Source organism: Sulfuriferula plumbiphila (assembly GCF_009938015.1).
Taxonomy (GTDB): domain Bacteria; phylum Pseudomonadota; class Gammaproteobacteria; order Burkholderiales; family Sulfuriferulaceae; genus Sulfuriferula; species Sulfuriferula plumbiphila.
The window spans coordinates 791,764-812,532 of the sequence record NZ_AP021884.1; the positions used below are offsets into that span (position 1 = coordinate 791,764).

21 protein-coding genes and 1 tRNA gene are annotated in these 20,769 nt (G+C 60.2%); 18 read left to right on the forward strand and 4 right to left on the reverse strand.

The window, feature by feature from the left end:
- Positions 1–4 precede the first annotated feature (4 nt).
- From GZH91_RS04260 to GZH91_RS04275, 4 genes are all read left to right on the forward strand, one after another.
- Positions 5–81 (forward strand) — tRNA-Pro (locus GZH91_RS04260).
- Positions 82–155: 74 nt separating this feature from the next.
- Positions 156–380: a PP0621 family protein gene (locus GZH91_RS04265; RefSeq protein WP_147071285.1), complete on the forward strand. Its 225-nt coding sequence runs from the start codon at positions 156–158 to the stop codon at positions 378–380.
- The gene (locus GZH91_RS04270) at positions 381–2,018 is read left to right on the forward strand and encodes a two-component system sensor histidine kinase NtrB (protein ID WP_147071283.1); all 1,638 of its coding nucleotides are present in this window, start codon (positions 381–383) and stop codon (positions 2,016–2,018) included. It begins immediately after the preceding gene.
- Complete coding sequence (locus tag GZH91_RS04275; RefSeq protein WP_223264494.1) at positions 2,012–3,379, forward strand: sigma-54-dependent transcriptional regulator; 1,368 nt, start codon at positions 2,012–2,014, stop codon at positions 3,377–3,379. The genes GZH91_RS04270 and GZH91_RS04275 overlap by 7 nt, the downstream gene beginning before the upstream one ends.
- Before the next feature lie 124 nt (positions 3,380–3,503).
- Here the strand turns inward: GZH91_RS04275 and GZH91_RS04280 are convergent, their stop codons facing one another.
- Positions 3,504–4,505 (reverse strand): sodium:calcium antiporter, encoded by a 1,002-nt coding sequence (locus tag GZH91_RS04280; protein WP_147071281.1) that lies wholly within the window; start codon positions 4,503–4,505, stop codon positions 3,504–3,506.
- A gap of 102 nt (positions 4,506–4,607) precedes the next feature.
- On the opposite strand from GZH91_RS04280, the gene GZH91_RS04285 reads away from it, so the two are divergent.
- The 13 genes from GZH91_RS04285 to GZH91_RS04345 all read left to right on the forward strand — a co-directional run bounded on the left by GZH91_RS04285 (position 4,608) and on the right by GZH91_RS04345 (position 13,131).
- Positions 4,608–5,675 carry a 3-deoxy-D-manno-octulosonic acid transferase gene (locus tag GZH91_RS04285; RefSeq protein ID WP_147071279.1) on the forward strand — a complete coding sequence of 356 codons (1,068 nt, stop codon included), beginning with the start codon at positions 4,608–4,610 and terminating at the stop codon, positions 5,673–5,675.
- Positions 5,676–6,014 (forward strand): thioredoxin family protein, encoded by a 339-nt coding sequence (locus GZH91_RS04290; protein ID WP_198415395.1) that lies wholly within the window; start codon positions 5,676–5,678, stop codon positions 6,012–6,014.
- On the forward strand, positions 6,014–6,556 hold the full coding sequence (ampD, locus tag GZH91_RS04295; protein WP_147071277.1) for a 1,6-anhydro-N-acetylmuramyl-L-alanine amidase AmpD: 543 nt from the start codon (positions 6,014–6,016) through the stop codon (positions 6,554–6,556). Before GZH91_RS04290 ends, ampD begins: the two co-directional genes overlap by 1 nt.
- An 88-nt stretch (positions 6,557–6,644) precedes the next feature.
- On the forward strand, positions 6,645–6,842 hold the full coding sequence (hemP, locus tag GZH91_RS04300) for a hemin uptake protein HemP (protein WP_147071276.1): 198 nt from the start codon (positions 6,645–6,647) through the stop codon (positions 6,840–6,842).
- A 17-nt stretch (positions 6,843–6,859) separates the two neighbouring features.
- Positions 6,860–7,087, forward strand: a complete 228-nt coding sequence (locus tag GZH91_RS04305) for a bacterioferritin-associated ferredoxin (protein ID WP_147071274.1) — start codon at positions 6,860–6,862, stop codon at positions 7,085–7,087.
- 10 nt (positions 7,088–7,097) lie between these two features.
- Positions 7,098–7,562, forward strand: coding sequence for a bacterioferritin (gene bfr / locus GZH91_RS04310; RefSeq protein ID WP_147071272.1), 465 nt, complete (start codon positions 7,098–7,100; stop codon positions 7,560–7,562).
- Between the two features lie 101 nt (positions 7,563–7,663).
- The gene (locus tag GZH91_RS04315; RefSeq protein ID WP_147071270.1) at positions 7,664–8,563 is read left to right on the forward strand and encodes a DUF6662 family protein; all 900 of its coding nucleotides are present in this window, start codon (positions 7,664–7,666) and stop codon (positions 8,561–8,563) included.
- Positions 8,564–8,572: 9 nt separating this feature from the next.
- Positions 8,573–9,118 (forward strand): FMN-binding protein, encoded by a 546-nt coding sequence (locus tag GZH91_RS04320; protein WP_147071268.1) that lies wholly within the window; start codon positions 8,573–8,575, stop codon positions 9,116–9,118.
- Complete coding sequence (locus GZH91_RS04325) at positions 9,115–10,104, forward strand: FAD:protein FMN transferase (protein WP_198415396.1); 990 nt, start codon at positions 9,115–9,117, stop codon at positions 10,102–10,104. The genes GZH91_RS04320 and GZH91_RS04325 overlap by 4 nt, the downstream gene beginning before the upstream one ends.
- Complete coding sequence (locus GZH91_RS04330) at positions 10,097–10,729, forward strand: DUF4405 domain-containing protein (protein WP_147071266.1); 633 nt, start codon at positions 10,097–10,099, stop codon at positions 10,727–10,729. Before GZH91_RS04325 ends, GZH91_RS04330 begins: the two co-directional genes overlap by 8 nt.
- Entirely contained in the window at positions 10,659–11,936 is a 1,278-nt protein-coding gene (locus tag GZH91_RS04335) for a porin family protein (RefSeq protein WP_147071263.1), read from the forward strand. The genes GZH91_RS04330 and GZH91_RS04335 overlap by 71 nt, the downstream gene beginning before the upstream one ends.
- A gap of 114 nt (positions 11,937–12,050) precedes the next feature.
- A complete protein-coding gene (locus tag GZH91_RS04340) occupies positions 12,051–12,506 on the forward strand; it encodes a ferritin-like domain-containing protein (RefSeq protein ID WP_147071261.1) in 456 nt (151 codons plus the stop codon).
- A gap of 13 nt (positions 12,507–12,519) precedes the next feature.
- Positions 12,520–13,131 carry a cation transporter gene (locus GZH91_RS04345; RefSeq protein ID WP_147071259.1) on the forward strand — a complete coding sequence of 204 codons (612 nt, stop codon included), beginning with the start codon at positions 12,520–12,522 and terminating at the stop codon, positions 13,129–13,131.
- Positions 13,132–13,236: 105 nt separating this feature from the next.
- On the opposite strand, the gene GZH91_RS04350 is transcribed toward GZH91_RS04345, so the two are convergent.
- Together GZH91_RS04350 and metE are read right to left on the reverse strand one after the other, a co-directional pair.
- On the reverse strand, positions 13,237–15,351 hold the full coding sequence (locus GZH91_RS04350; RefSeq protein ID WP_147071257.1) for a catalase: 2,115 nt from the start codon (positions 15,349–15,351) through the stop codon (positions 13,237–13,239).
- A 350-nt stretch (positions 15,352–15,701) separates the two neighbouring features.
- The gene (gene metE / locus GZH91_RS04355) at positions 15,702–18,029 is read right to left on the reverse strand and encodes a 5-methyltetrahydropteroyltriglutamate--homocysteine S-methyltransferase (protein WP_147071255.1); all 2,328 of its coding nucleotides are present in this window, start codon (positions 18,027–18,029) and stop codon (positions 15,702–15,704) included.
- A 99-nt stretch (positions 18,030–18,128) separates the two neighbouring features.
- Here metE and GZH91_RS04360 point away from each other — a divergent pair, with 99 nt between their 5' ends.
- Complete coding sequence (locus GZH91_RS04360) at positions 18,129–19,061, forward strand: LysR family transcriptional regulator (protein WP_147071253.1); 933 nt, start codon at positions 18,129–18,131, stop codon at positions 19,059–19,061.
- Here the strand turns inward: GZH91_RS04360 and leuA are convergent.
- On the reverse strand, positions 19,009–20,703 hold the full coding sequence (leuA, locus tag GZH91_RS04365; RefSeq protein ID WP_147071251.1) for a 2-isopropylmalate synthase: 1,695 nt from the start codon (positions 20,701–20,703) through the stop codon (positions 19,009–19,011). The two genes, GZH91_RS04360 and leuA, sit on opposite strands and share 53 nt — an antisense overlap.
- Between the last annotated feature and the right edge of the window lie 66 nt (positions 20,704–20,769).

The following is a 20,769-nucleotide window of genomic DNA, read 5'->3' on the forward strand; positions in this document are numbered from 1 at the left end:
AATTCGGGGTGTAGCTTAGCCTGGTAGAGCGCTACGTTCGGGACGTAGAGGCCGGAGGTTCGAATCCTCTCACCCCGACCAGTTTTAAATATGCTGTCCAATCCTCTGCCAAGTCTGCAGCCAGCGCTGTAGCGCTGGATTTCCGGGAGATAATCTTGGCAAAACTACTGTTGTTGTTGGTTGTCGGCGCACTGATTTACTGGATAATCAAATCCTCCGGCCGCAGCGATGGCCGGGCAGACGTATCGCCCCAGGCCAAACCGCCTGAAGACATGGTGCGTTGCGTGCATTGCGGCGTGAACTTGCCACGCAGTGAAGCGGTGCTGTCACGCGGTGAGTTTTTTTGCGGAAACGAACACCGCCAGTTGCATCAAACCTGAGTGAATCAGCACGCGAGCAAGCCATTGGGGACGGCCGCTGCCATTGTAACCTCTCCCGATATCTCCCAGCCTGCCAGCTACTGGCGCACGCTGCATTACCTCAATTTGTACCGGCTTACCCTCGGCGGTGTGTTTCTGACCGCTAATCTGGTGTCTTCTGACCAGCCCTTGCTGGGCCAGGAGAATCCCGGACTGTTTTTTCTCTATAGCATGATTTATCTCGGCCTGGCTGCGCTGGCCATTGTCACCATCAGCTTGCGCAGGCCGCGTTTCGAGTGGCAGGTGAGCTTTCAGATATTGACCGACATTGTGCTGATTGTGCTGATGATGTCGGTCAGCGGCGGGGTGCGCAGCGGGTTGGGTCTGTTACTGATCGTGTCGCTGGTATCGAGCGGGCTCATCAGTCGCGGCAGGCTGGTCATGTTGCATGCGGCACTTGCCACGGTTGCGGTGCTGGTGGCGCATACCTTTGGTGTGCTGGATTACCATCAGGCTGTGGGAGATTATGCTCAAGCGGGATTGCTGGGGGGGGCGTTTTTTACCACCGCCTGGATAGCGCATGTGTTAGCCAGGCGTAGCCATGCCAGCGAGCAACTGGCGGCGACGCGTGCGGTGGATCTGGAAAACATGGCGCAGATCAACCAGCTGGTGATCGAAGACATGCAGGACGGCGTCATCGTGCTCGACAGCGAAGGCAATATACGCCAGGCCAACCGCCACGCGGTGCGCATACTCGACCTCGCTGACAAAGCCGGCGAAGGCACGGGCCAGCCGTTGGGCAGCGTGGTGCCGGCATTGGTGGATTGCCTGGAACAGTGGCGCAAAAATTCGCAGGCACGCTTTGCTGCATTGACTGTCGGACGCAGCAATGCGCAATGCCAGCCGCGCTTCATTGCGGTGGGTGACAAACGCGTGATGGGCGCCGTACTGGTGCTGGAAGATATGAGCCGGGTGCACCAGCAGGCGCAGCAGATCAAGCTGGCAGCATTGGGGCGGCTCACCGCCAATATTGCGCACGAGGTGCGTAACCCGCTGTCTTCGATCAGTCATGCCGCGCAGATCCTGCAGGAGGATGTGATGGAAGATAAAACCCATGCACGCCTGTTGCAGATTATCCGCGACAATACCCAGCGTATTGATCGTCTGGTCGGTGACGTGCTGGCACTCAACCGGCGCGACCGTGCCCAACCCGAGACCATCATGCTGGCGAGCTATCTGCCAAACTTTGTAGAGGAATTCTGTCTGGCGGAAAATATCCCGGTGAACAGTTTCAGCCTGAGTTTTGATAGCCGGCACAGCGTGTATTTTGACCGCTGCCATCTCAACCAGGTGCTGTGGAATCTGTGCCGCAATGGCTGGCGGCATTCGCGCAGACAGCCGGGCAGTATGCGGTTGCGGGTGAATAAGGCGATGATCGCAGGGATGGTGGAAATTCACGTTGTCGACGACGGTGCGGGCATAGCAGCGGAAAATCTGGGCAAACTGTTTGAGCCATTTTTTACTACTGACAGCCAGGGCACCGGGCTGGGGCTGTATATTTCCCGTGAAATGTGTGAAGCCAATCGCGCCAGCCTCGGCTACATTGCGGAAACGGCGGGCGGACACTTCAAAATCAGTTGCAGGGAGGGCGCGTGTTAAAAAGCAGGGAAAACAACACCGGGCGGGGAGGGGCAACGGTGCTGATCGTGGATGACGAGGCGGATATTCTTGAGCTGCTGGAGTTGACACTATTACGCATGGGGCTTGACGTGGTGCGCGCCATGCGCGTGCAGGAAGCGATTGCAAAACTCAAACAGGGTGATTTCAGCCTGTGCCTCACTGACATGCGCCTGTCTGACGGAGAAGGTCTGGAAGTGGTGCGCTACATTGGCGAACAGCGTCCGGAAATCCCCGTGGCGGTGATCACCGCGCATGGCAATACCGAAAATGCGGTGGCTGCGCTCAAGGCCGGCGCATTCGACTACATCAACAAACCGGTGACGCTGGAACAGTTGCGTGCCCTGGTCAAATCGGCACTCAAGCTGCCCCGGCGTCATGCAGTGCCGCCAGCCTCGGAACGTGCGCTGATCGGTACTTCGCCCGCCATGCAGCAGGCGCGTGAACTGATTGAAAAACTGGCGCGTACCCAGGCGCCGGTATACATCACCGGCGAATCCGGCAGCGGCAAGGAACTCGCCGCACGGCTTATCCACGAACACGGCGCACGTGCCGACAAGGTATTCGTGCCGGTCAACTGCGGCGCGATTCCCGAGAATCTGATGGAGTCGGAGTTTTTCGGCTATAAAAAGGGCGCTTTCACCGGTGCCGAGGCGGATCGCGACGGCTTTTTTCAGGCCGCCAGCGGCGGCACCCTGTTTCTCGACGAAGTTGCTGATTTGCCGCTGCAAATGCAGGTCAAGCTGCTACGCGTGATTCAGGAAAAAAAGGTGCGCAAGGTCGGCAGCACGCTGGAAGAGTCCGTGGATGTGCGCGTCATCAGCGCTACCCATCAGAGCCTTGCGCGCTGTGTGGAAGAAGGACGTTTCCGTCAGGATTTGTACTACCGCCTCAATGTGATCGAACTGAAAATGCCGCCGTTACGCGAAATGCGTGAAGACGTAGCGGAAATTGCCGGTGTCTTGCTGGCACGCCTGGCACAGGCTGCTGGCGTAGCTGCTCCCAGGCTCGACAAGGAGGCAGGCAGGGCGCTGTCGCAATACGATTTTCCGGGTAACGTGCGCGAACTGGAGAACATCCTGGAGCGCGCGCTGGCCTTATCGGGCGGCGGGAAAATTGATGCGACGGACTTGCACCTTACTCCGGCGCGGGAGGAAGGGTTGCAGGAGGCATTGCAGCCTGGCGCGAAATGGCCGTTGCAGGATTACCTGGACAAACTCGAGCGCGAAGCCATCCAGGAGGCGCTGGAAAAAACCCGCTATAACAAGACCGCCGCTGCCAAGCTGCTGGGGATTACTTTTCGTGCGCTGCGATACCGGCTGGAACGGCTGGGGATGGAGTGACTCCGGAACAGCGGATGAACAGGATTAACAGGATTTTTCAAGATTGACAGGAATTGAGGGAGAACCCCTTGAAAGTCTTTCCTGGCTAATCCTGTCCAGTCGGATTTCACTTTAGAGATGCCCTTTACGCCAGCGCCACCACCAGATAAGACACATACAGGGCACCATTCACCCACAAATGCCATACCCGCAACTGGCCGCGTGCGATCATCAGACGCAGCCAGGCAGCGGCAACCAGAGTGATGACCACGCCGGCCAGAACTTCTTTCTGCGGCACCCACGGCGTCAGCGCAATGCCGATGGCGGGCAGCAGCGTACCCTGGAATACCATTGCGCCGGTTACGTTGCCGAAGGCGAGCGTGTCCTTGTGTTTGCGGATCCACAGGATGCTGTTGACCTTCTCCGGCAGTTCGGTGGCCAGCGGTACGATCATCAGCGATAGCAACAGGGCGGAGATGCCCAGTATCGGCGCGGCCTGTTCGATGCCGTGGATAAAGCCCTCTGCGCCCGCCACCAGCAGCCCCAGTCCCAGTGCCAGCTGGATCAGGATGGTGAACAGGGTGGTGGGGATGCCGACTTTGGACAGGAACATGGGTTTGCCCGCCTCGGTGGCGTGACCGTCCTGTACCAGGGCAGCCGAGGCGCGCAATGTCATCATCACGTACACAAAATAGATCAGCACCATGATGATGGAGAACAGGAAGCGTATCTGGCCCGAGTCGTGCGGAATGAACAGCGCCACGCAGGACAGCCCGAATGCGGCCAGGAAAAAATTCATGTCGCGCTTGAGACCGGTGCGTTCCGGGGTGAAATGCCCTTGCACGCCACGTTTTTTAAGCACCGCCAGGCTAATCAGAAACATGGTCAGGGTAGACAACATGAGCGGTGCGCCGAGGATGGCGCCGACGCCGATTTCCTGGTTCACCTGGACGTTCTGGGTGCCGGCGAAAATCGCCAGCAGCGGTACCATGGTTTCCGGCAACGCTGTGCCCACTGCGGCAAATATTGAGCCGGTAACGCCTTCGGAAATTCTCAGCTTTTCGCCCAGGTGCTCGAGTGCGTTCACGAACACCTCTGCGGCGATCAGGATAAGTACCAGAAAACCCAATAATTCCAGCCAAAGCATATCGATATTCCCGGACAGCAAAAATACAGGATTTTAGCAGGCTTGCGGCGCTAAAGCCTTATCCCGTAAAGTTGGGTCTTTTAAGTATGAACGGATTGCCTGATGGGTTTGCTGGATTTACTCGGTTTCAACAAACTGCCCGCAGGTTTGGCGGGCAGTACGCTGGTGGTAACAGAGGCTGCCGCACTGGCGCGCGCAACCGGCTTGCTCAATACTTTACAAGCCCGGTTCGGCAACGTGGCGCTGGCGCTGGCCGATGCCGGCAGCTACGCAGGTGGATTACCTTATCTGGCGCTCCCCGCCGAGGCGGATAAAGCGCAGGCCAAACTGGAGAAAATTCGCCCGCAGCGGCTGATTATTCTGGGTCTGGACGGCAGTCATGCCGGGCTGGTGCAAGCGGCAGGCTGTCCGGCCTGGTGGATTAACGCCCGCGACGCGCATGCTGCACAGGTGGGTTGCCGGGCGGTGACGGTTGCCCAGGATGGAATGGGTGTGCCGAACGCACTTGTTACCGGCGATCCACTCGCCGGTGTTGAGCAGTTGCCGCAAATCGTGACGGATACGGCTCTGTGCGAGCGTCTCAAGGAGCAGCGTGAGGGAGGGCGCTGGGTAGGCTATTTTGCGGGTACGGACGAGGATGAGGAAGACCTCGCGTATGCCATTTTCAGCCGCCTGATGCGCCACAAGATGGGCCTGATGATTCTTGCGCCACGCGATCCGGCACGTTGTGAGCCGGTGTATCGGGAGTCCATCAAATACCGCCTGCAAACCATTCGGCACGGCCGCCTGTCCACTTCCTTTATACCGATCAAGACCCGGGTTTACTATGTCGAAGACGCGTACCCGCTGGAGGCGCTGTATGCCTGCGTGGATTTCGTGGTGGCAGGCGCCACGCTGCATCGCCACGCCCGCAATGCGCCGGATATCGCCTCGCCCGTGCTGCATGGCAGGCCGGTGATTGTCGGCCCTGCCCAGCGTGATCATCCGCTGCTGGCCGCAGCGCTGGAGGCGGGAGTGGTGCTGGCGGGCGACGATAACGAACAGATTTTTGCGCACGCCAGAAAATTGATTGACGACCCCGCCTACAGCCAGCAGCTTGCCGCGCAGGCCAAAGCCTGGCTGCAAACGCAGGCCGGTGCATTGGAGCGGGTTGTGGCACTGATTGAATAAATGAACCTGGTCGAGCTCACTGAATTCGATTTTCACCCGCGCATCGCTCGCAGCAACGGGGTGAGCCTGGTGCTGTTCAGCGGACCGGATTGCGGCGGCTGCCGGCGCCTGGAGCAACTGCTGCCCCGGCTTGCTGCCGGACGCGCGACGCATTTGTACAAGGTGGACGTACAGAAAAGCACCGCACTGGCGCGCGAATACGAGGTATTTCATCTGCCCAGCCTGTTCCTGTTTGTGGACGGGCAGTTCCATGCGCCGCTGCAGGTTGAGCCGGTCCCGGTGAAATTCGCAGACGCGATCGATCGGGCCTTATCCGCGCCGGCGCACGAGGAGCCCTGATGAAGCTGCAGCAAAACGGCGTGGTTTCCGGCGTGCGTTTCATCGCCTCACCCAACTGCGACTGGCGCCCCAACCCGGCTGATATTCGCCTATTGGTGGTGCACAATATCGCGCTGCCGCCGGGTGAATTCGGCGGCGATGGCGTGATAGCCTTATTCACCAACCGCCTCGACCCTGCCGCTCATCCTTACTACGCCAGCATTCATCCGTTGCGCGTGTCTGCGCATTTCTTCATCCGCCGCGCGGGTGAAATCATCCAGTTCGTGCCCTGCGGCAAACGCGCCTGGCACGCAGGCATATCCAGCTGGCGCGGCTGGGAGAAATGCAACGACTTTTCCATTGGCGTGGAGCTGGAAGGGGATGACTACACCCCGTTCAGCGATGCTCAGTACGCACAACTCGCTGCGCTGATTGCGCTCTTCAAAACTGTCTATCCTGGCATCGATATTGTGGGTCATTCCGACATTGCGCCGGGACGCAAAACCGATCCCGGAGCCCATTTTGATTGGCAGCGTCTGGATGGCCTGTCCGCAAACAAATAAGAATCGTTCTCAAAAATACTTGCGCACTTGGAAAAGGTGTGTAATATTGCGAATCATTCCTATTAACAATCCTGGTGCGAGTGAGATCATGGACCAGCACAACAGTATTTCAGTACGCGATGGCGCCGCCTCCAACAGTCAAAGGCGTTATCTGGTACTCGACCGGACATTGCCGATCCGTAGTGAATCTTTGTTCACACAGAATGATGAGGTGCTTATCACCCATCAGGGCGAGCATTACCGGCTGCGTCGTACCCGCAACGGCAAACTGATTCTGACCAAGTAGGCAAAAGGGCATTCACCATGTATATCTGTATATGCAAGGCTGTGACCGATAGCGCAATCCGCGAGGCCGTATGCCAGGGTGCGTGCCGGATGCGCGATCTGAAAGCGGGACTGGGGGTGAGCGCGCAATGCGGCAAGTGTGCAGGTCACGCCAAGGAGGTGCTGGAACAGGCGCTTGTACAACAGCAAAGCACGATGCAATACGCATCCATTGAACCTGGCCGTCTATACGAGGCAGCAGCCTGAGGAGGCAAACATGAAAGGCAACGCAGACATCATTCAGTGGCTCAACCGTCAGCTACAGCACGAGTTGACCGCGATCAACCAGTATTTCCTGCACGCGCGCATGTACAAGAACTGGGGCTTCAGCAGCCTCGGCAAGCACGAATACGACGAATCCATCGAGGAAATGAAGCACGCCGACCTGCTGATCGAGCGCATTCTGTTCCTGGAAGGGCTGCCCAACCTGCAGGAACTCGGCAAGCTCATGATCGGCGAAAAAACCGAAGAATGTATCGCCTGTGACCTCAGGCTGGAACTGGGCTCGCGCGAAACGCTGGTGGCGGCGATTGCCGCCTGCGAGGGCGTGCAGGATTACGGTTCACGGGAATTGTTCGAGCATATTCTGGAAGACACCGAAGAGCACATCGACTGGCTGGAAACCCAGCTCGATGTGATGCAGAAAGTCGGCATCCAGAACTGGCTGCAAAGCCAGATGTAAGTGTGTTGCCGCGGGCGTTTTGTCGCCGGCGCTGTTTCGCCAGCCAGCCCGATCCCGGGCAAGCCAGCCAGGTTTTTAACTGTGTTGTCAGGGAATGGACCATGAAATATTTAAAAGCCACAGGGTTAAGTGGCGCGGCTGCGCTGTTTTTATTTTCCGGTGCGGCAGGTGCCGATGAAAGTTTGTTTGGCTATCTCAGGGGCGCAGAAACGCTGCCCAAGGGGGCTGCGGAGCTGGTACAGCATGTGACGCGACGCTGGGACAAGGGCGCTGGCGACTATACCGGGTATGACAGCAAGACCGAGCTTGAATACGGTGTGACAGACCGTTTTACCAGCGCCGCTTATCTGCTGGGGCAGTCGGTCAGTACCCAGGGTTTGCTGATCGACGGCTATATCCCCAAGGATGAAAGTTCCGGGCTCAAGCTGTCGGGTCTGGAAGTATCGGCCAAGTATAATTTTCTGAGTCCGGCCAAGGATGATTTCGGTCTGGCGGCCTATGTGTCCGGCGCCTACAGCACGCTGGATCCGCATTCCGGGCAGAAGAAAGACAAGTACACGGTCGAGACCTGGCTGCTGGCGCAAAAGAATTTTATCGACGATCAGCTGATCTGGGTGGGTAACCTCGGGCTGGAGAGCAGCTATGCCAAGCGCAAGCCGATCAATGGCCTGCCTGCCGGTTTTGACTGGCCTACCGGGCCCGAAATGGAAATCGGCATCCTGGCGGGAACGGGCGTCTCCTATCGTATCGCGCCCAAGTGGTTTGTCGGTGCGGAGGCGCTTTACGACAGCGAATTTGAAACCGAGGTGGGGCAGGAACGCTGGTCGGTACAGGCCGGGCCGAATATTCATTATGGTGACAAAAACGGGTGGTTTACCTTGAGCTGGCTGCCCCAGCTGCGCGGTGGCGGGGAGAAATTTGCGGCACAGAACGACACCGGTCTGCACCTGATAGAAAAAACCAAACAGGAAGTCCGTGTCAAGCTTGGTTTCAATTTTTAAGGAATGAACATGAGCAATCTCGACCGCTGGCTGATGATTCCGGCGTTGATTCTGCCAGCCGCGGCGTCTGCGCCCGCATTCGCGGTGCAGTATCTGAGCGTGGAGCAGGCGCAAAAGGTATTGTTTCCAGGCGCCGACCAGTTTGTGGCCAAGCCCGTCACGCTCAGCGCCGCCCAGCGTAGTGCGATCGAATCCGCCTCGGGTGTGCGCGTGCGCACGGCGCAGGTCAACGCCTGGCGTGCCAAACAGGGCGGCAAGGCGACGGGCTGGTTCATGCTGGATGAAGTCTACGGCAAGCACGAATTCATTACCTACGCCGTGGCCGTTGACCTGGATGGCGCAGTGAAGGGGATGGAAATCCTCGATTACCGCGAAACCCACGGCGGCGAGGTACAAAATCCCAAATGGCGTGCCCAATTCACCGGCAAGAAGGCCGGCGACACGTTGAAGCTGGACGAGGACATCAAGAACATCAGCGGCGCCACGCTGTCGTGCAAGCACATCACCGATGGGGTCAAGCGGCTGCTGGCGACCTACGTGGCGGCGCTGAAGTGAATGCACCGGTTGATGCAGCCCTGCTGCACCCGCAGCCCGGCGTAAAACATCTGCGCGCCCGCCCGCTGCTCGGCACCCTGGTGGAAATTGCTGCTATCGGCGCGACCGCGGAGCGGGTACAGGCTGGGATTGAGCGCGCTTTCCAGGCGGTGGAAATGGTGCACACGCTGATGAGTTATCACGCTGCAGATTCGGACGTATCACGCATCAATCGCTGCGCTTTCGACCGCCCGGTGCCGGTGTATGAACACACCTGGCGGGTGCTGGCTGCGGCCCGGGAAATGGCCGAAGCGAGTGACGGGCTGTTCGACATCACCATTGCACCGACGCTGACGCAACTGGGTTTTCTGCCGCGTCATGCCGATTTCCCGCGTATTTCCGGCCAGGGTAACTGGCGCCATGTGGCGCTGCTGCCGGACAACCGGGTGCGCCTGCTGCGGCGTCTGCGCATTGATGTTTCCGGTATCGCCAAGGGTTATGCGGTGGACCTGGCGGTCAAGGCACTGATGGATTCAGGCATGAGCGCAGGGCGGGTCAACGCCGGCGGCGATTTGCGCCTGTTCGGCGCTACCACGCAGACCCTGCATGCGCGCCACCCAGGCGCGCCCGCCAGCATCGTGCCGCTGGTTGAACTGCGTGCAGGTGCCGCGGCCACCTCCGCCGGTTACTACACCCAGCGTCGTCATCGCGGACGCATGATCACGCCGTTGATTCACCCGCACACGCGTGAGGCGTGCGGGGTGGAGCGCAGCGTCACCGTATTGGCGCAAGACTGCATGACCGCCGATGCGCTGACCAAGGTCGTGCACGCCGACCCCGCCCAGGCCGGCGCTGTGCTGATGCGTTTCAATGCGCGTGCGCTGATGCTGGAAAACGACCCGCTGACCGGCGGCTGCCGCATCTTCGATAGCGCCGCAACCGGCCAGCCCGGCTGGCGTGCGCGCTGGGGTGTCGCCAGCGACCCCGGACAGGCACGCCATGTATAAACACTTGCCGTTGCCAATTCGTTTTGCCGGGCCGCACAAGCGCGTGTTGTATGCCGTGTTCGCGCTGCTGTGGTTGTCGGGCGCGCTGTGGCTGGGGTTTCATTATTTTCTGCGCGCGCCGGGTGAATTCGGTGCAACTGCACACCCATTGGAAATCTGGTGGCTGCGCCTGCATGGGCTGATGGGGTTTGCCATGCTGGTAGCCGCTGGCTCCGTACTTCCTATCCACACCCGTCGCGCCTGGCATTTGCACAAAAACCGCAGCACGGGTTTTTTGTTGCAGACCGTATTGTTATGGCTGTCACTCACCGGCTACGCGCTGTATTACTTTGCCACCGATGCCAACGCAGCCTGGCTGCCGCTGCTGCACTGGGTGGTCGGGCTGGCATTGCCGCTGATGCTGGTGCTGCACATCCAGCGCGGCCGCGCCGCGCCGCAAACTGTTTTTAAGCCCGTATCTGCTCCAGATACATATCTCAACCCGCCAGCCAGCCCCACGCCTTTCAGCGTCGCCAGCCAGCCGAACACCGCTTGCTCTGCCGAAAGGAAAAACCATGCATCACCCCAAACTGAAACCGGCGCTTCTGGCGACCCTCATCACACTCTCGTTCAACGTCCACGCTGAGTCATCCGCCATCAGCCTGGAACAAAAACTCGATCAGCTGCAACAGGAAATGACGGCGCTCAAGCAACAGCTGGCCGACGAAAAGGCGGCGCGCGAAAAGCAGGTGGACAACGCCGTCAAGGCCGCCGTTGCCAGTGCCGCGCCGGCGCGTGCGGATGACACCAGCATCGGTGGTTACGGCGAAGCCGTGTATAACAATTATCGCGACGGCTCGGTCAAGGACCAGGCCGACCTGAGGCGCTTCGTGCTGTTCTTCGGCCACCGCTTCAACGACAGGCTGCGCCTGTATTCCGAGCTGGAAGTCGAACACGCGCTGGTGGAATCGGGCCAGGGCGAACTGGCCATGGAACAGGCTTATCTCGAATACGGGCTGACGCCTTCAGCCAACCTGCGTGCCGGTCTGATGCTGATGCCGCTGGGTTTTCTCAATGAAACCCACGAGCCCCCCACTTTCTACGGTGCTGAACGTAACGAAGTGGAGTCGCGCATCATTCCCTCCACCTGGCGCGAACTGGGCTTTGGCTTGCAGGGCCGCGTTCTGGATAACGCGCTGGAATACAACGCGGGTATCGCCACCAGTCTGGATGCCAGCAAATACTCGGGCGCGAGCAGCGGCGTACGCGGCATGCGCTCGGAGGGCTTCAAGGCGGCCGCCAACGACCTCGCGCTGTATGCGGGCCTCAATTACCGTCAGCCCGGCTGGAGTATCGGTAGCGGGCTGTTCAGCGGCAATACCGCCCAGAACGGCGTCGGTGATACACCCAGTGCATTGCTGGCTGGCAAGGATGCACGCATGACCCTGTGGGATATCCACGGCAAATACAGCGTGGGCGACCTCGAACTGCAGGCGCTGTACGCGCGCGGCACGCTGGGCGATACCCTGGCCATTAACAATGCCGCAGGGATTGCGCCGGGCTCCGGCAACGCGGCGCCCAAGTCCTTCTATGGCTGGTACGGTCAGGCTGCCTACCATGTGTGGAAAAAAGGCGACATGCGTTTGAGTCCGTTTGTGCGCTACGAGCGCTACAATACCCAGGGCAGCGTGGATGCGGGCTATACCGCCAATCCGCTGAATAACGAGACGGTAGTGACAGCCGGTGCCAACTTCAACCTGAGCCGTGAAGTGGTGTTAAAAGCCGATTATCAAAACTACAAAACCGACAACAAAAAAGACCGCTTCAACCTGGGTGTAGGCTATATGTTCTAGAGTAATGCTGTTAGTTCGGGAAGCCCGCGCCTGTTATTCCGGGCGGATACGCATGGCAAAGCAGGGCTTCCCGCCCCGCCGGGTGACCGGTGTTTCACAGCCAAGGAGAAAATCATGCAAACTGAGGACAAGCAAAAAGCCATTACGCTGCTCAACCGCATCATGGAACTGGAGCTCGCCGGCGTGGTGCGCTACACCCATTACGCGCTGATGATTTACGGTTATAACCGTATCCCGATTGTGAGCTGGCTCACCGAACAGGGCGATGAAGGACTGCTCCATGCGCGCCGTGCCGGCGAACTGATTACCCACTTCGGCGGCCATCCCTCGCTGGGTATCGGACCGCTACTGGAGACCCACCAGCACGACATCGGCGCCATCCTGCGCGAATCGCTGGAGCACGAGCAAGCTGCGCTGGCCACTTACTACGAATTGCTCGAACTGGCTCAGGGAAAATCGGTATTGCTGGAAGAATATGCGCGCGAACTCATCGCCGTGGAGGAACTGCACGCCGGAGAAGTCAACAAGATGCTGCGCACGCCTGGCTACGTCGCCGAATTTGCAGCTTGATAAGGATACATGAATGGCCTGCTGCGAAGATAGCGCCTGTGCCATCGATCGGCTTCAGGCGCGCCAGTCGCGCACCCTGAAGTGGGTATTGCTGATCAACAGCGTCATGTTCGGGGTCGAGTTGGGCGCCGGGCTGGCGGCGGGTTCCGCCGCATTGATGGCGGATTCCCTGGATATGCTGGGCGATGCGCTGGTGTATGCGCTGAGCCTCTACGCAGTGGCGCGCGGACTGCGCTGGAAGGCGGGCGCGGCACTGGCCAAGGGCCTGGTAATGGTGGGTTTCGGCCTGCTGGTACTGGGGCAGATTGCATACCGCATGTTCAGCGCCGTGCCCCCGGAAGCGGCCACCATGGGCGCAGTCGGTGTGCTGGCGCTGGCCGCTAATCTGGTGTGTCTGCGCCTGCTCACCCGTCACCGCGACGAGGACATCAATATGCGTTCGGTGTGGCTGTGCTCGCGTAACGACATTGTCGCGAATGTTTCCGTGCTGGCTGCTGCCGCCCTGGTAGCCGTGATTCATCATCCCTGGCCGGACTGGGTGGTGGGACTGGGTATCGCCGCATTGTTTCTGCACTCAGCGTGGCGCGTACTGGGCCGGGCCCGGCGCGAACTTCAGTCAGCCTGACCCGGCTTACCCGCCTGCACCAACTGGTGCGCGCTGCGGAGACTCAGGCTGAAATCAGATCGATGTGGGCTTGACCGGACAGAACACGCTCTACGCAACCGGCGCTTATGCCAAGGTTCGAACGGATTTTTCCCGGTCCCATTGGCGCGTCTTTGCCGCAGCAATAAAGGCGTCTTTGTCGTTGCTATCCACGATGCCCGCGTCTTGTCCGACATGCGCCATTTTCAAAAGCGCCTGGCCGCCTTTGTCGACGGCGATTGCCTTGAGATGACCGAAGGCGTCGCGCACGAAATCGATGGCGGCGCCTTCCACCGACAGTGCCTTTGCGCCTGCGTCGGAGAGGATGACAGCGACTGCGTCGAATAGTACAGAAGGCGTACCAGCCAGTTGTCCGTCAGCCGCCAGCATCGAGCCATCGGCAAGCTTCGCGCCGCCCACTTTGGGGGCGACGAGCTTCACGCTAGCGCCCGCATCGGTCGCGGCCTTTTTAATCTTCTTGATGACAGCGCCGTCTGAACCATCCGCGATCAGGATGCCAATCGCGCGCCCCATGAGCGTGGGTTTCATCTTGCCGATGATCTGCAATGCGGGCGAAGGCTCCATCTCCTGCACCGGCGCGGCGGCCACCGGCGCAGCGGGCATTTTGTCGAACCCAAGACCCGCGGCGACCCGCTTGGCGAGGTCTGCTTCGATATGTCGCAGGTGGCCGACCATGGCCTCGCGCACGTGTACATGTTCGACCTTGGAAAGCTCAAACACTAAGGCCGAGGCGATGTGCGCCTGCTCATACGTGGTCTGGCTGAGATAGAACTGCCGCGCCTGGCTGTAGTGGTCGGCGAAGCTCCCGGCACGGATGCGGCCTTTCTCGCCCGTTTCAGTTACCGCAGCGCTATGAAAGCCCTTGACCGGCGTTTCGCGTGGCGAGTTTTCAGACAAGGAGTTGGGCTCATACCCCACCCGGCCCGCCGGTTGCGCCATCTGCATGTGTCCGTCGCGCTGATGGTTGGCGAACGGGCATTTGGGTGCATTGACCGGGATCTGGTGAAAATTGGGCGAACCCAGGCGTGAAAGCTGCGTGTCGAGATAGGAGAATAAACGGCCTTGCAATAGTGGGTCATTCGAGAAATCGATGCCTGGCACGACATGCGAAGGGCAGTAAGCAACCTGTTCGGTTTCAGCAAAGAAGTTGTTCGGCCAGCGATCCAGCACCATGCGGCCGATCACCTGCAAGGGCACCAGTTCCTCGGGAATCAGCTTGGTCGCGTCCAGATGATCGAACGGAAATTTATCCGCTTCCTCCTGCGTGAAAAGCTGAACCGCGAATTCCCACTCGGGGAAATTACCCGCCGCGATGGCCTCGAACATATCGCGGCGGTGAAAGTCCTGATCAGCGCCGGAAATCTTGACGGTCTCATCCCAAATGGTGGACTGCAAGCCGAGCTTGGGGCGCCAGTGGAATTTGACGAAGGTTGATTCGCCGGCGTCGTTAATCAGCCGGAAACTATGTACGCCAAAGCCTTCGATCATTCTAAGCGAACGCGGTATGGTGCGATCGGACATGATCCACATCACCATGTGCATGGATTCTGGCGTGAGCGAAATGAAATCCCAGAACGTGTCGTGCGCGGTTGCCGATTGCGGAAAGCCGCGGTCGGGTTCCATCTTTACGGCATGGATGAGGTCGGGGAATTTGATGGCGTCCTGGATGAAGAAAATCGGGATGTTGTTGCCGACCAGGTCCCAGTTGCCCTCCCTGGTGTAAAACTTCACGGCAAACCCGCGCACGTCGCGCGGGGTGTCGACCGAACCCGCGCCGCCTGCGACAGTCGATATGCGCGTAAACACGGGTGTCTTCTCACCTGCCTCGGTGAGTATCCTGGCGGTGGTGTATTGCTTTAATGAAGTGGTCAGCTCGAAGTATCCATGCACGCCTGTGGCACGCGCATGAACGATACGCTCCGGAATGCGCTCGTGATCGAAATGGGTGATTTTTTCGCGCAGGATGAAATCCTCCAGCAGCGCAGGGCCGCGCGGATTTGCTTTGAGCGAGTTTTGATTATCGGAAAGTGCGACGCCCTGGTTCGTGGTGAGCGCGGGGTGCTCGCCGCCCGCGATCTGGTGCAACTCACCGCCGGCCGCATGTTGTGAGTGCGCGTTCGGGGTTGCGCCCTTTTTCTGTGGATTTTTTCCTGAATTCCTCATGGTTTTGTCTTTGCTCATGATCGATCTCCTTGGTGATTAACTCGGTTTGCCGGCTAAGGGCATATGCAGATGCGTTGACGGCTATTGACACTCCATGATTTTTGGCAAGACACATCGGATGAAATGTTTGCATTTTTCCTGTTGATGGATGGTCATGCATGGGGCGCGTATCGCATCAATGCACATTAAGAGATGCAGCGAGGCAGGTCTGTGCGGTGACGTACACTAGGCGGTTTTGAAGCCGGTTTGTGGATGAGTCGGGCGTTAATCAGTCACAGGAAGGAATATTCCAGAATTTCAAACGCCCGGCGCCGGACAGCCATTCGTCCGGCGCCGGGCGTTTGAGGGTCGCTGTTTCTGCGCATGTTTTACTGGGCTGCACGCATCTCCCGGGCAGCCTGCACCATATTGGCCAGCGCGGCTTCGGTCTCCGGCCAGGCGCGGGTTTTCAGGCCGCAATCCGGGTTGACCCAGATATTTTCCGGCGGCACCACCTCGGCGGCTTTTTTCAGCAGACGCGTCATCTCTGCGCTGGACGGCACGCGCGGGCTGTGGATGTCGTATACACCGGGACCGATTTCATTGGGGTATTTGAAATCGCCAAAGCCGCGCAGCAGTTCCATGTCCGAGCGCGAGGTCTCTATGGTGATGACGTCGGCGTCGAGCGCGGCGATCGCGGGCAGGATGTCGTTGAACTCGGAATAGCACATGTGGGTGTGAATCTGCGTCTCGTCGCGTACGCCGGAGGCGGAAATGCGGAACGCGCGCCCGGCCCAGGCCAGATAGTCCTGCCAGTCGCCGCGGCGCAGCGGCAAGCCTTCGCGGATGGCCGGTTCGTCGATCTGGATAATGCCGATGCCGGCGGCTTCCAGGTCAGCCACTTCATCGCGGATCGCCAGCGCGATTTGCAGGGCGGTGTCGCTGCGCGGCTGATCGTCGCGCACGAACGACCATTGCAGGATGGTGACCGGGCCGGTGAGCATGCCTTTCATCGGCAGGCTGGTCAGGCTCTGGGCGTAGACGGTCCAGTCCACGGTCATCGGCGTGGGACGCGACACGTCGCCGTAAATGACCGGTGGCTTCACGCAGCGTGAACCATAGCTTTGCACCCAGCCGTTGCGGGTGAAGGCAAAGCCGGCCAGCTGCTCGCCGAAATATTCCACCATGTCGTTGCGCTCGGCCTCGCCGTGTACCAGCACGTCCAGCCCGAGGCTGACCTGCTTGTCCACCGCCAGTTTGATTTCGCGCTGTATCGCCTCGGTGTAATCCGCTGCGGACAGCTCGCCGCGCTTGAAGGCGGCACGGGCGGCGCGGATTTCTTTGGTCTGCGGAAATGAACCGATGGTGGTGGTGGGGAAAGCGGGAAGGTTGAAGCGCGCACGCTGTTTGGCTTGGCGTGTCTTGAACGGTGTGGCGCGCCGGTCGGCATCCTGCGGCAACGCAGCCAGGCGTGCAGCCACCGCCGGGTTGTGTACGCGCGGGCTGGTACGACGTGTGGCGGCGGCAGCGCGCGATGCGCCAAATGCGTTGGCATACGCCAGGTCGGCGGCGCCGATGTCCTGGTCCAGCGCCAGTTTCAGCGCACCCAGTTCATTCAGCTTTTGTACCGCAAACGCCAGCCATGCGCGCAATTCTGGGTCGAGTTTGTCTTCCCCCGCCAGGTCCACCGGCACGTGTTGCAGCGAGCACGACGGGGCAATCCACAGCCGGTCGCCCAGTTTCGCGTGCGCCGCTGCCACCCATGCCAGTGTTTGGTCGAGATCAGCACGCCAGATGTTGCGCCCGTCAATCGCGCCCAGCGACAGCACCTTGTAGTGCGGCAGGCGGTCGAGCACGGTGGTCAACTGTTGCGGCGCGCGCACGGCATCGATATGCAAGCCCGCCACCGGCAGCGTGCAGGCCAGCACGGCGTTGTCGTCCAGCGCGCCGAAATAGGTGGCCAGCAGGATTTTTATCCCGGCGGCGTTGAGACGGTTGTAGGCGGGTTCGAACGCGGCTTTCCATGCTGGCGGCAAGTCCAGGCACAGGATGGGCTCGTCCATCTGCACCCATTCCACGCCCTGGTTCTTCAGGCGCACCAGGATTTCGCCGTAGACCGGCAGCAATTGGTCCAGCAACGACAAGCGGTCGAAGCCGGCAGCCTTCTCCTTGCCCAGAAACAGGAAAGTCAGCGGGCCTAGCAGCGTGACTTTAAGCTTATGTCCGAGCGCCTGCGCTTCCCTCACTTCGTTGAACAGGCGTTCGGACGCCAGTCTGAAAACCGTGTCCGCAGTGAATTCCGGCACCAGATAGTGGTAATTGGTATCGAACCACTTGGTCATTTCGAGTGCCCTGGGGCCCTGATCGCCGGTTTCGGCATGACCGCCGCAGCAGGGTTTCGCCGCGCTTGCCACGCCGCGTGCCTGCGTGAAATAACGCGCCAGCTCGGTTTCCTGCCCGGTAAAGCCGAAGCGTGCCGGTTCGCAACCCAATAGCTGAATGTGATTGAGCACCTGGTCGTAGTAGGCAAAGTCACCTACGCTGACAAAGTCGAGACCGGCGTCGGCTTGCAGCTGCCAGTGGCGCGCGCGCAGTTCGCGGCCAGTGGCTTCCAGCGTGTCGGCATCGATCTCGCCGCGCCAGAATTTTTCCAGTGCGAATTTCAGTTCGCGGTTTTTGCCGATGCGGGGAAAGCCCAGGGTATGGATGGTGGTCATGGTGGCTGGTCCAGATTTGAAAGTGTCATGCATGATGCGACGTCTTGCTTTATGATACAAACGAGTAATTTTACTGTTTTATATGAATTAAACTAATACATGCTCACACTCAAGCATCTGCGCGTGATCGAGGCGCTGAATGAAACCGGCAGCCTGACCCGCGCTGCCACCCGTCTGCACCTGACCCAGTCGGCGCTGTCGCATCAATTGGTGGCGCTGGAAGCGCACTACGGCGTAGTGCTGTTCGAGCGCAGCCGACCGTTGCGTGTCACCCCGGCCGGGGTGCGCCTGCTGCAACTGGCGCAAGAGGTGTTGCCCAAAATGGAGGCTGCCCGGCGCGACCTGGCGCGGCTGGCCGAGGACAACCAGCCGGGGCGGCTGCGCATCGCGGTAGAGTGCCACACCTGTTACGACTGGCTGATGCCGGGCATGGACGCCTACCGCGCGCACTGGCCGGAGGTGGAGATGGATCTGGTGGGCGGGTTTCATACCGATCCCCTGGCATTGCTGGCGGAAGACAAAGCCGATCTGGTGATCGTATCGGAAACGGCGCGTCACAAAGGCGTGGCGTTCAGCCCGTTATTCCGCTACGAAATGCTGGCACTGATGGCGACCGGCCACGCGCTGGCGGCCAGGGCTTATTTAAGCGCGCAAGATTTTGCGCAAGATACATTGATTACTTACCCGGCACCGGACCGCCTGCTCGACGTGGTGCGACGCGTCTTGAAACCGGCCGGGGTCAATCCGGAGCGGCGCCTGGCCGAGCTCACCATCGCAATTGTGCAGCTCGTCGCCAGCCGCAAGGGGCTGGCCGCGCTTCCCGCCTGGGCGGTGCAGCCTTTTCTCGAGCGCGGCTACGTGGTGGCGCGGCCGATCGGCAAGAAGGGCTTGTGGAGCGGACTCTACACTGCCGCGCGGGCGAGCGACGCGCCGCGGGCGTTTCATCGGGATTTTGTCGATACCCTGCGCGAGCAGGCGTTCATGACGCTGCCGGGGATAGAGCCGCTGGCAGGATCGCCTCACCCACGCTGACGCGATTCAACGCCGACAACACCGCCTTGAGCGAGGCGCTCACGGTGTCGTGATCGAACGCGGCACCGGCCACGCGCTGGCCATTGAGATTGAGCTGGATGTAGGCCACGGCTTCGGCACCGGTGCCGCTGCCGATGGCGTGTTCGCTGTAATCCACCACGTTGATGTGCTGGCCGCTGTGGCGCATCCAGCCCTGTACGAAGGCGGAAATGGCGCCTTCGCCGTGGCCCTGTATCAGCTGGGTCTGGCCATCCACCATGATCTGCGCAGCAAGGGTGTCGTGGCCGCCGTTGCGATCCAGGCGGTAGCCCTTGAGGCTGACGCGGGTGTGGTCGTTGACGAAGGTTTGCATGAACAGGGCGTGGATGCGTGCGCTGTCCACTTCGCCGCCGTCGGCTTCGCTGGCGCGCTGCACCGCTTGCGCCAGTTCCACCTGCATCCAGCGCGGCAGGCTGAGGCCGTAATCGCGCTCCATTACAAACGCCACGCCGCCCTTGCCGGACTGGCTGTTGACGCGGATCACCGCCTGATAATCGCGCCCCAGGTCTTGCGGGTCGATGGGCAGGTAGGCAACTTGCCAGGGCTCCTCGGCTTGCTGTCGCTGCAGGCATTTGCGGATGGCGTCCTGATGGCTGCCGGAGAACGCGGTGTACACCAGCTCGCCCACCCACGGGTGGCGCGGGTGCACGGGCAGCGCGGTGCATTCGGTGGCGACCTGGATGATCTCGTCGGGGTTGGACAGGTCAAGCTGCGGGGCTATGCCCTGGCTGTACAGGTTCATCGCCATGGTGACGATGTCCATGTTGCCGGTGCGCTCGCCGTTGCCGAGCAGGGTGCCCTCGACGCGATCGGCACCGGCCAGCACGCCCAGTTCGGCGGCCGCCACCGCACAGCCGCGATCGTTGTGGGTATGCAGCGAGATGATGATGCTGTCGCGCCGGCTGATATGGGTGGCGAAATATTCCACCTGGTCGGCGAATATATTCGGCGTACTGCTCTCCACGGTAGACGGCAGGTTGATGATGCACGGCTGCCCGGGCGTGGGTTGCCATACGTCCAGCACCGCCTCGCAGATTTCCACCGCGTAATCCATTTCGGTGTTGGAGAAGCTCTCCGGCGAATACTGGAACGTCCACGCGGTGGCCGGGTATTTCTGCGCCTCGCGCTGGACCCATGCGGCACCCTGACGCGCAATCGCGGTGACACCGTCGCGATCCAGCCCGAATACGCGTTCGCGTTGCACCGGTGAGGTGGAGTTATAAACGTGCACAATCGCGCGCCTTGCGCCCCTGAGTGCTTCGAAGGTGCGCACGATCAGGGCTTCACGCGCCTGCACCAGTACCTGAATGGTGACGTCATCCGGAATCGCGTGCGCCTCGATCAGCCAGCGCACGAAGTCAAAGTCGGGCTGGCTGGCAGCCGGAAAACCGACTTCGATTTCCTTGAACCCGAGCTTGACCAGGAGCGTCCACAGGCGCTGCTTTTGCGCCACGTTCATCGGCTCCAGCAGCGCCTGGTTGCCATCGCGCAAGTCCACGCTACACCAGCGCGGCGCGCGGGTGAGGGTACGATTCGGCCACTGGCGGTTACGCATCTGCGGTGCCGGGGTGGGGTGGTATTTACGGTGGTCAAAGGCTTGCATGGTTTCTCTCCTAGTCATGTTGCGCGTCATCCTGGCTGCGCTTGTGGCGCTGCGTGCTGCCTTCGT

What these genes read in the sequence shown, in the direction of transcription:
- GZH91_RS04280 (WP_147071281.1), bottom strand. Translation starts at nt 4,505, where the DNA reads ATGCTTTGGCTGGAATTATTGGGTTTTCTGGTACTTATCCTGATCGCC.
- GZH91_RS04285 (WP_147071279.1), top strand. Translation starts at nt 4,608, where the DNA reads ATGGGTTTGCTGGATTTACTCGGTTTCAACAAACTGCCCGCAGGTTTG.
- GZH91_RS04290 (WP_198415395.1), top strand. Translation starts at nt 5,676, where the DNA reads ATGAACCTGGTCGAGCTCACTGAATTCGATTTTCACCCGCGCATCGCT.
- ampD (WP_147071277.1), top strand. Translation starts at nt 6,014, where the DNA reads ATGAAGCTGCAGCAAAACGGCGTGGTTTCCGGCGTGCGTTTCATCGCC.
- hemP (WP_147071276.1), top strand. Translation starts at nt 6,645, where the DNA reads ATGGACCAGCACAACAGTATTTCAGTACGCGATGGCGCCGCCTCCAAC.
- GZH91_RS04305 (WP_147071274.1), top strand. Translation starts at nt 6,860, where the DNA reads ATGTATATCTGTATATGCAAGGCTGTGACCGATAGCGCAATCCGCGAG.
- bfr (WP_147071272.1), top strand. Translation starts at nt 7,098, where the DNA reads ATGAAAGGCAACGCAGACATCATTCAGTGGCTCAACCGTCAGCTACAG.
- GZH91_RS04315 (WP_147071270.1), top strand. Translation starts at nt 7,664, where the DNA reads ATGAAATATTTAAAAGCCACAGGGTTAAGTGGCGCGGCTGCGCTGTTT.
- GZH91_RS04320 (WP_147071268.1), top strand. Translation starts at nt 8,573, where the DNA reads ATGAGCAATCTCGACCGCTGGCTGATGATTCCGGCGTTGATTCTGCCA.
- GZH91_RS04330 (WP_147071266.1), top strand. Translation starts at nt 10,097, where the DNA reads ATGTATAAACACTTGCCGTTGCCAATTCGTTTTGCCGGGCCGCACAAG.
- GZH91_RS04335 (WP_147071263.1), top strand. Translation starts at nt 10,659, where the DNA reads ATGCATCACCCCAAACTGAAACCGGCGCTTCTGGCGACCCTCATCACA.
- GZH91_RS04340 (WP_147071261.1), top strand. Translation starts at nt 12,051, where the DNA reads ATGCAAACTGAGGACAAGCAAAAAGCCATTACGCTGCTCAACCGCATC.
- GZH91_RS04345 (WP_147071259.1), top strand. Translation starts at nt 12,520, where the DNA reads ATGGCCTGCTGCGAAGATAGCGCCTGTGCCATCGATCGGCTTCAGGCG.
- GZH91_RS04350 (WP_147071257.1), bottom strand. Translation starts at nt 15,351, where the DNA reads ATGAGCAAAGACAAAACCATGAGGAATTCAGGAAAAAATCCACAGAAA.
- metE (WP_147071255.1), bottom strand. Translation starts at nt 18,029, where the DNA reads ATGACCACCATCCATACCCTGGGCTTTCCCCGCATCGGCAAAAACCGC.
- GZH91_RS04360 (WP_147071253.1), top strand. Translation starts at nt 18,129, where the DNA reads ATGCTCACACTCAAGCATCTGCGCGTGATCGAGGCGCTGAATGAAACC.
- leuA (WP_147071251.1), bottom strand. Translation starts at nt 20,703, where the DNA reads ATGCAAGCCTTTGACCACCGTAAATACCACCCCACCCCGGCACCGCAG.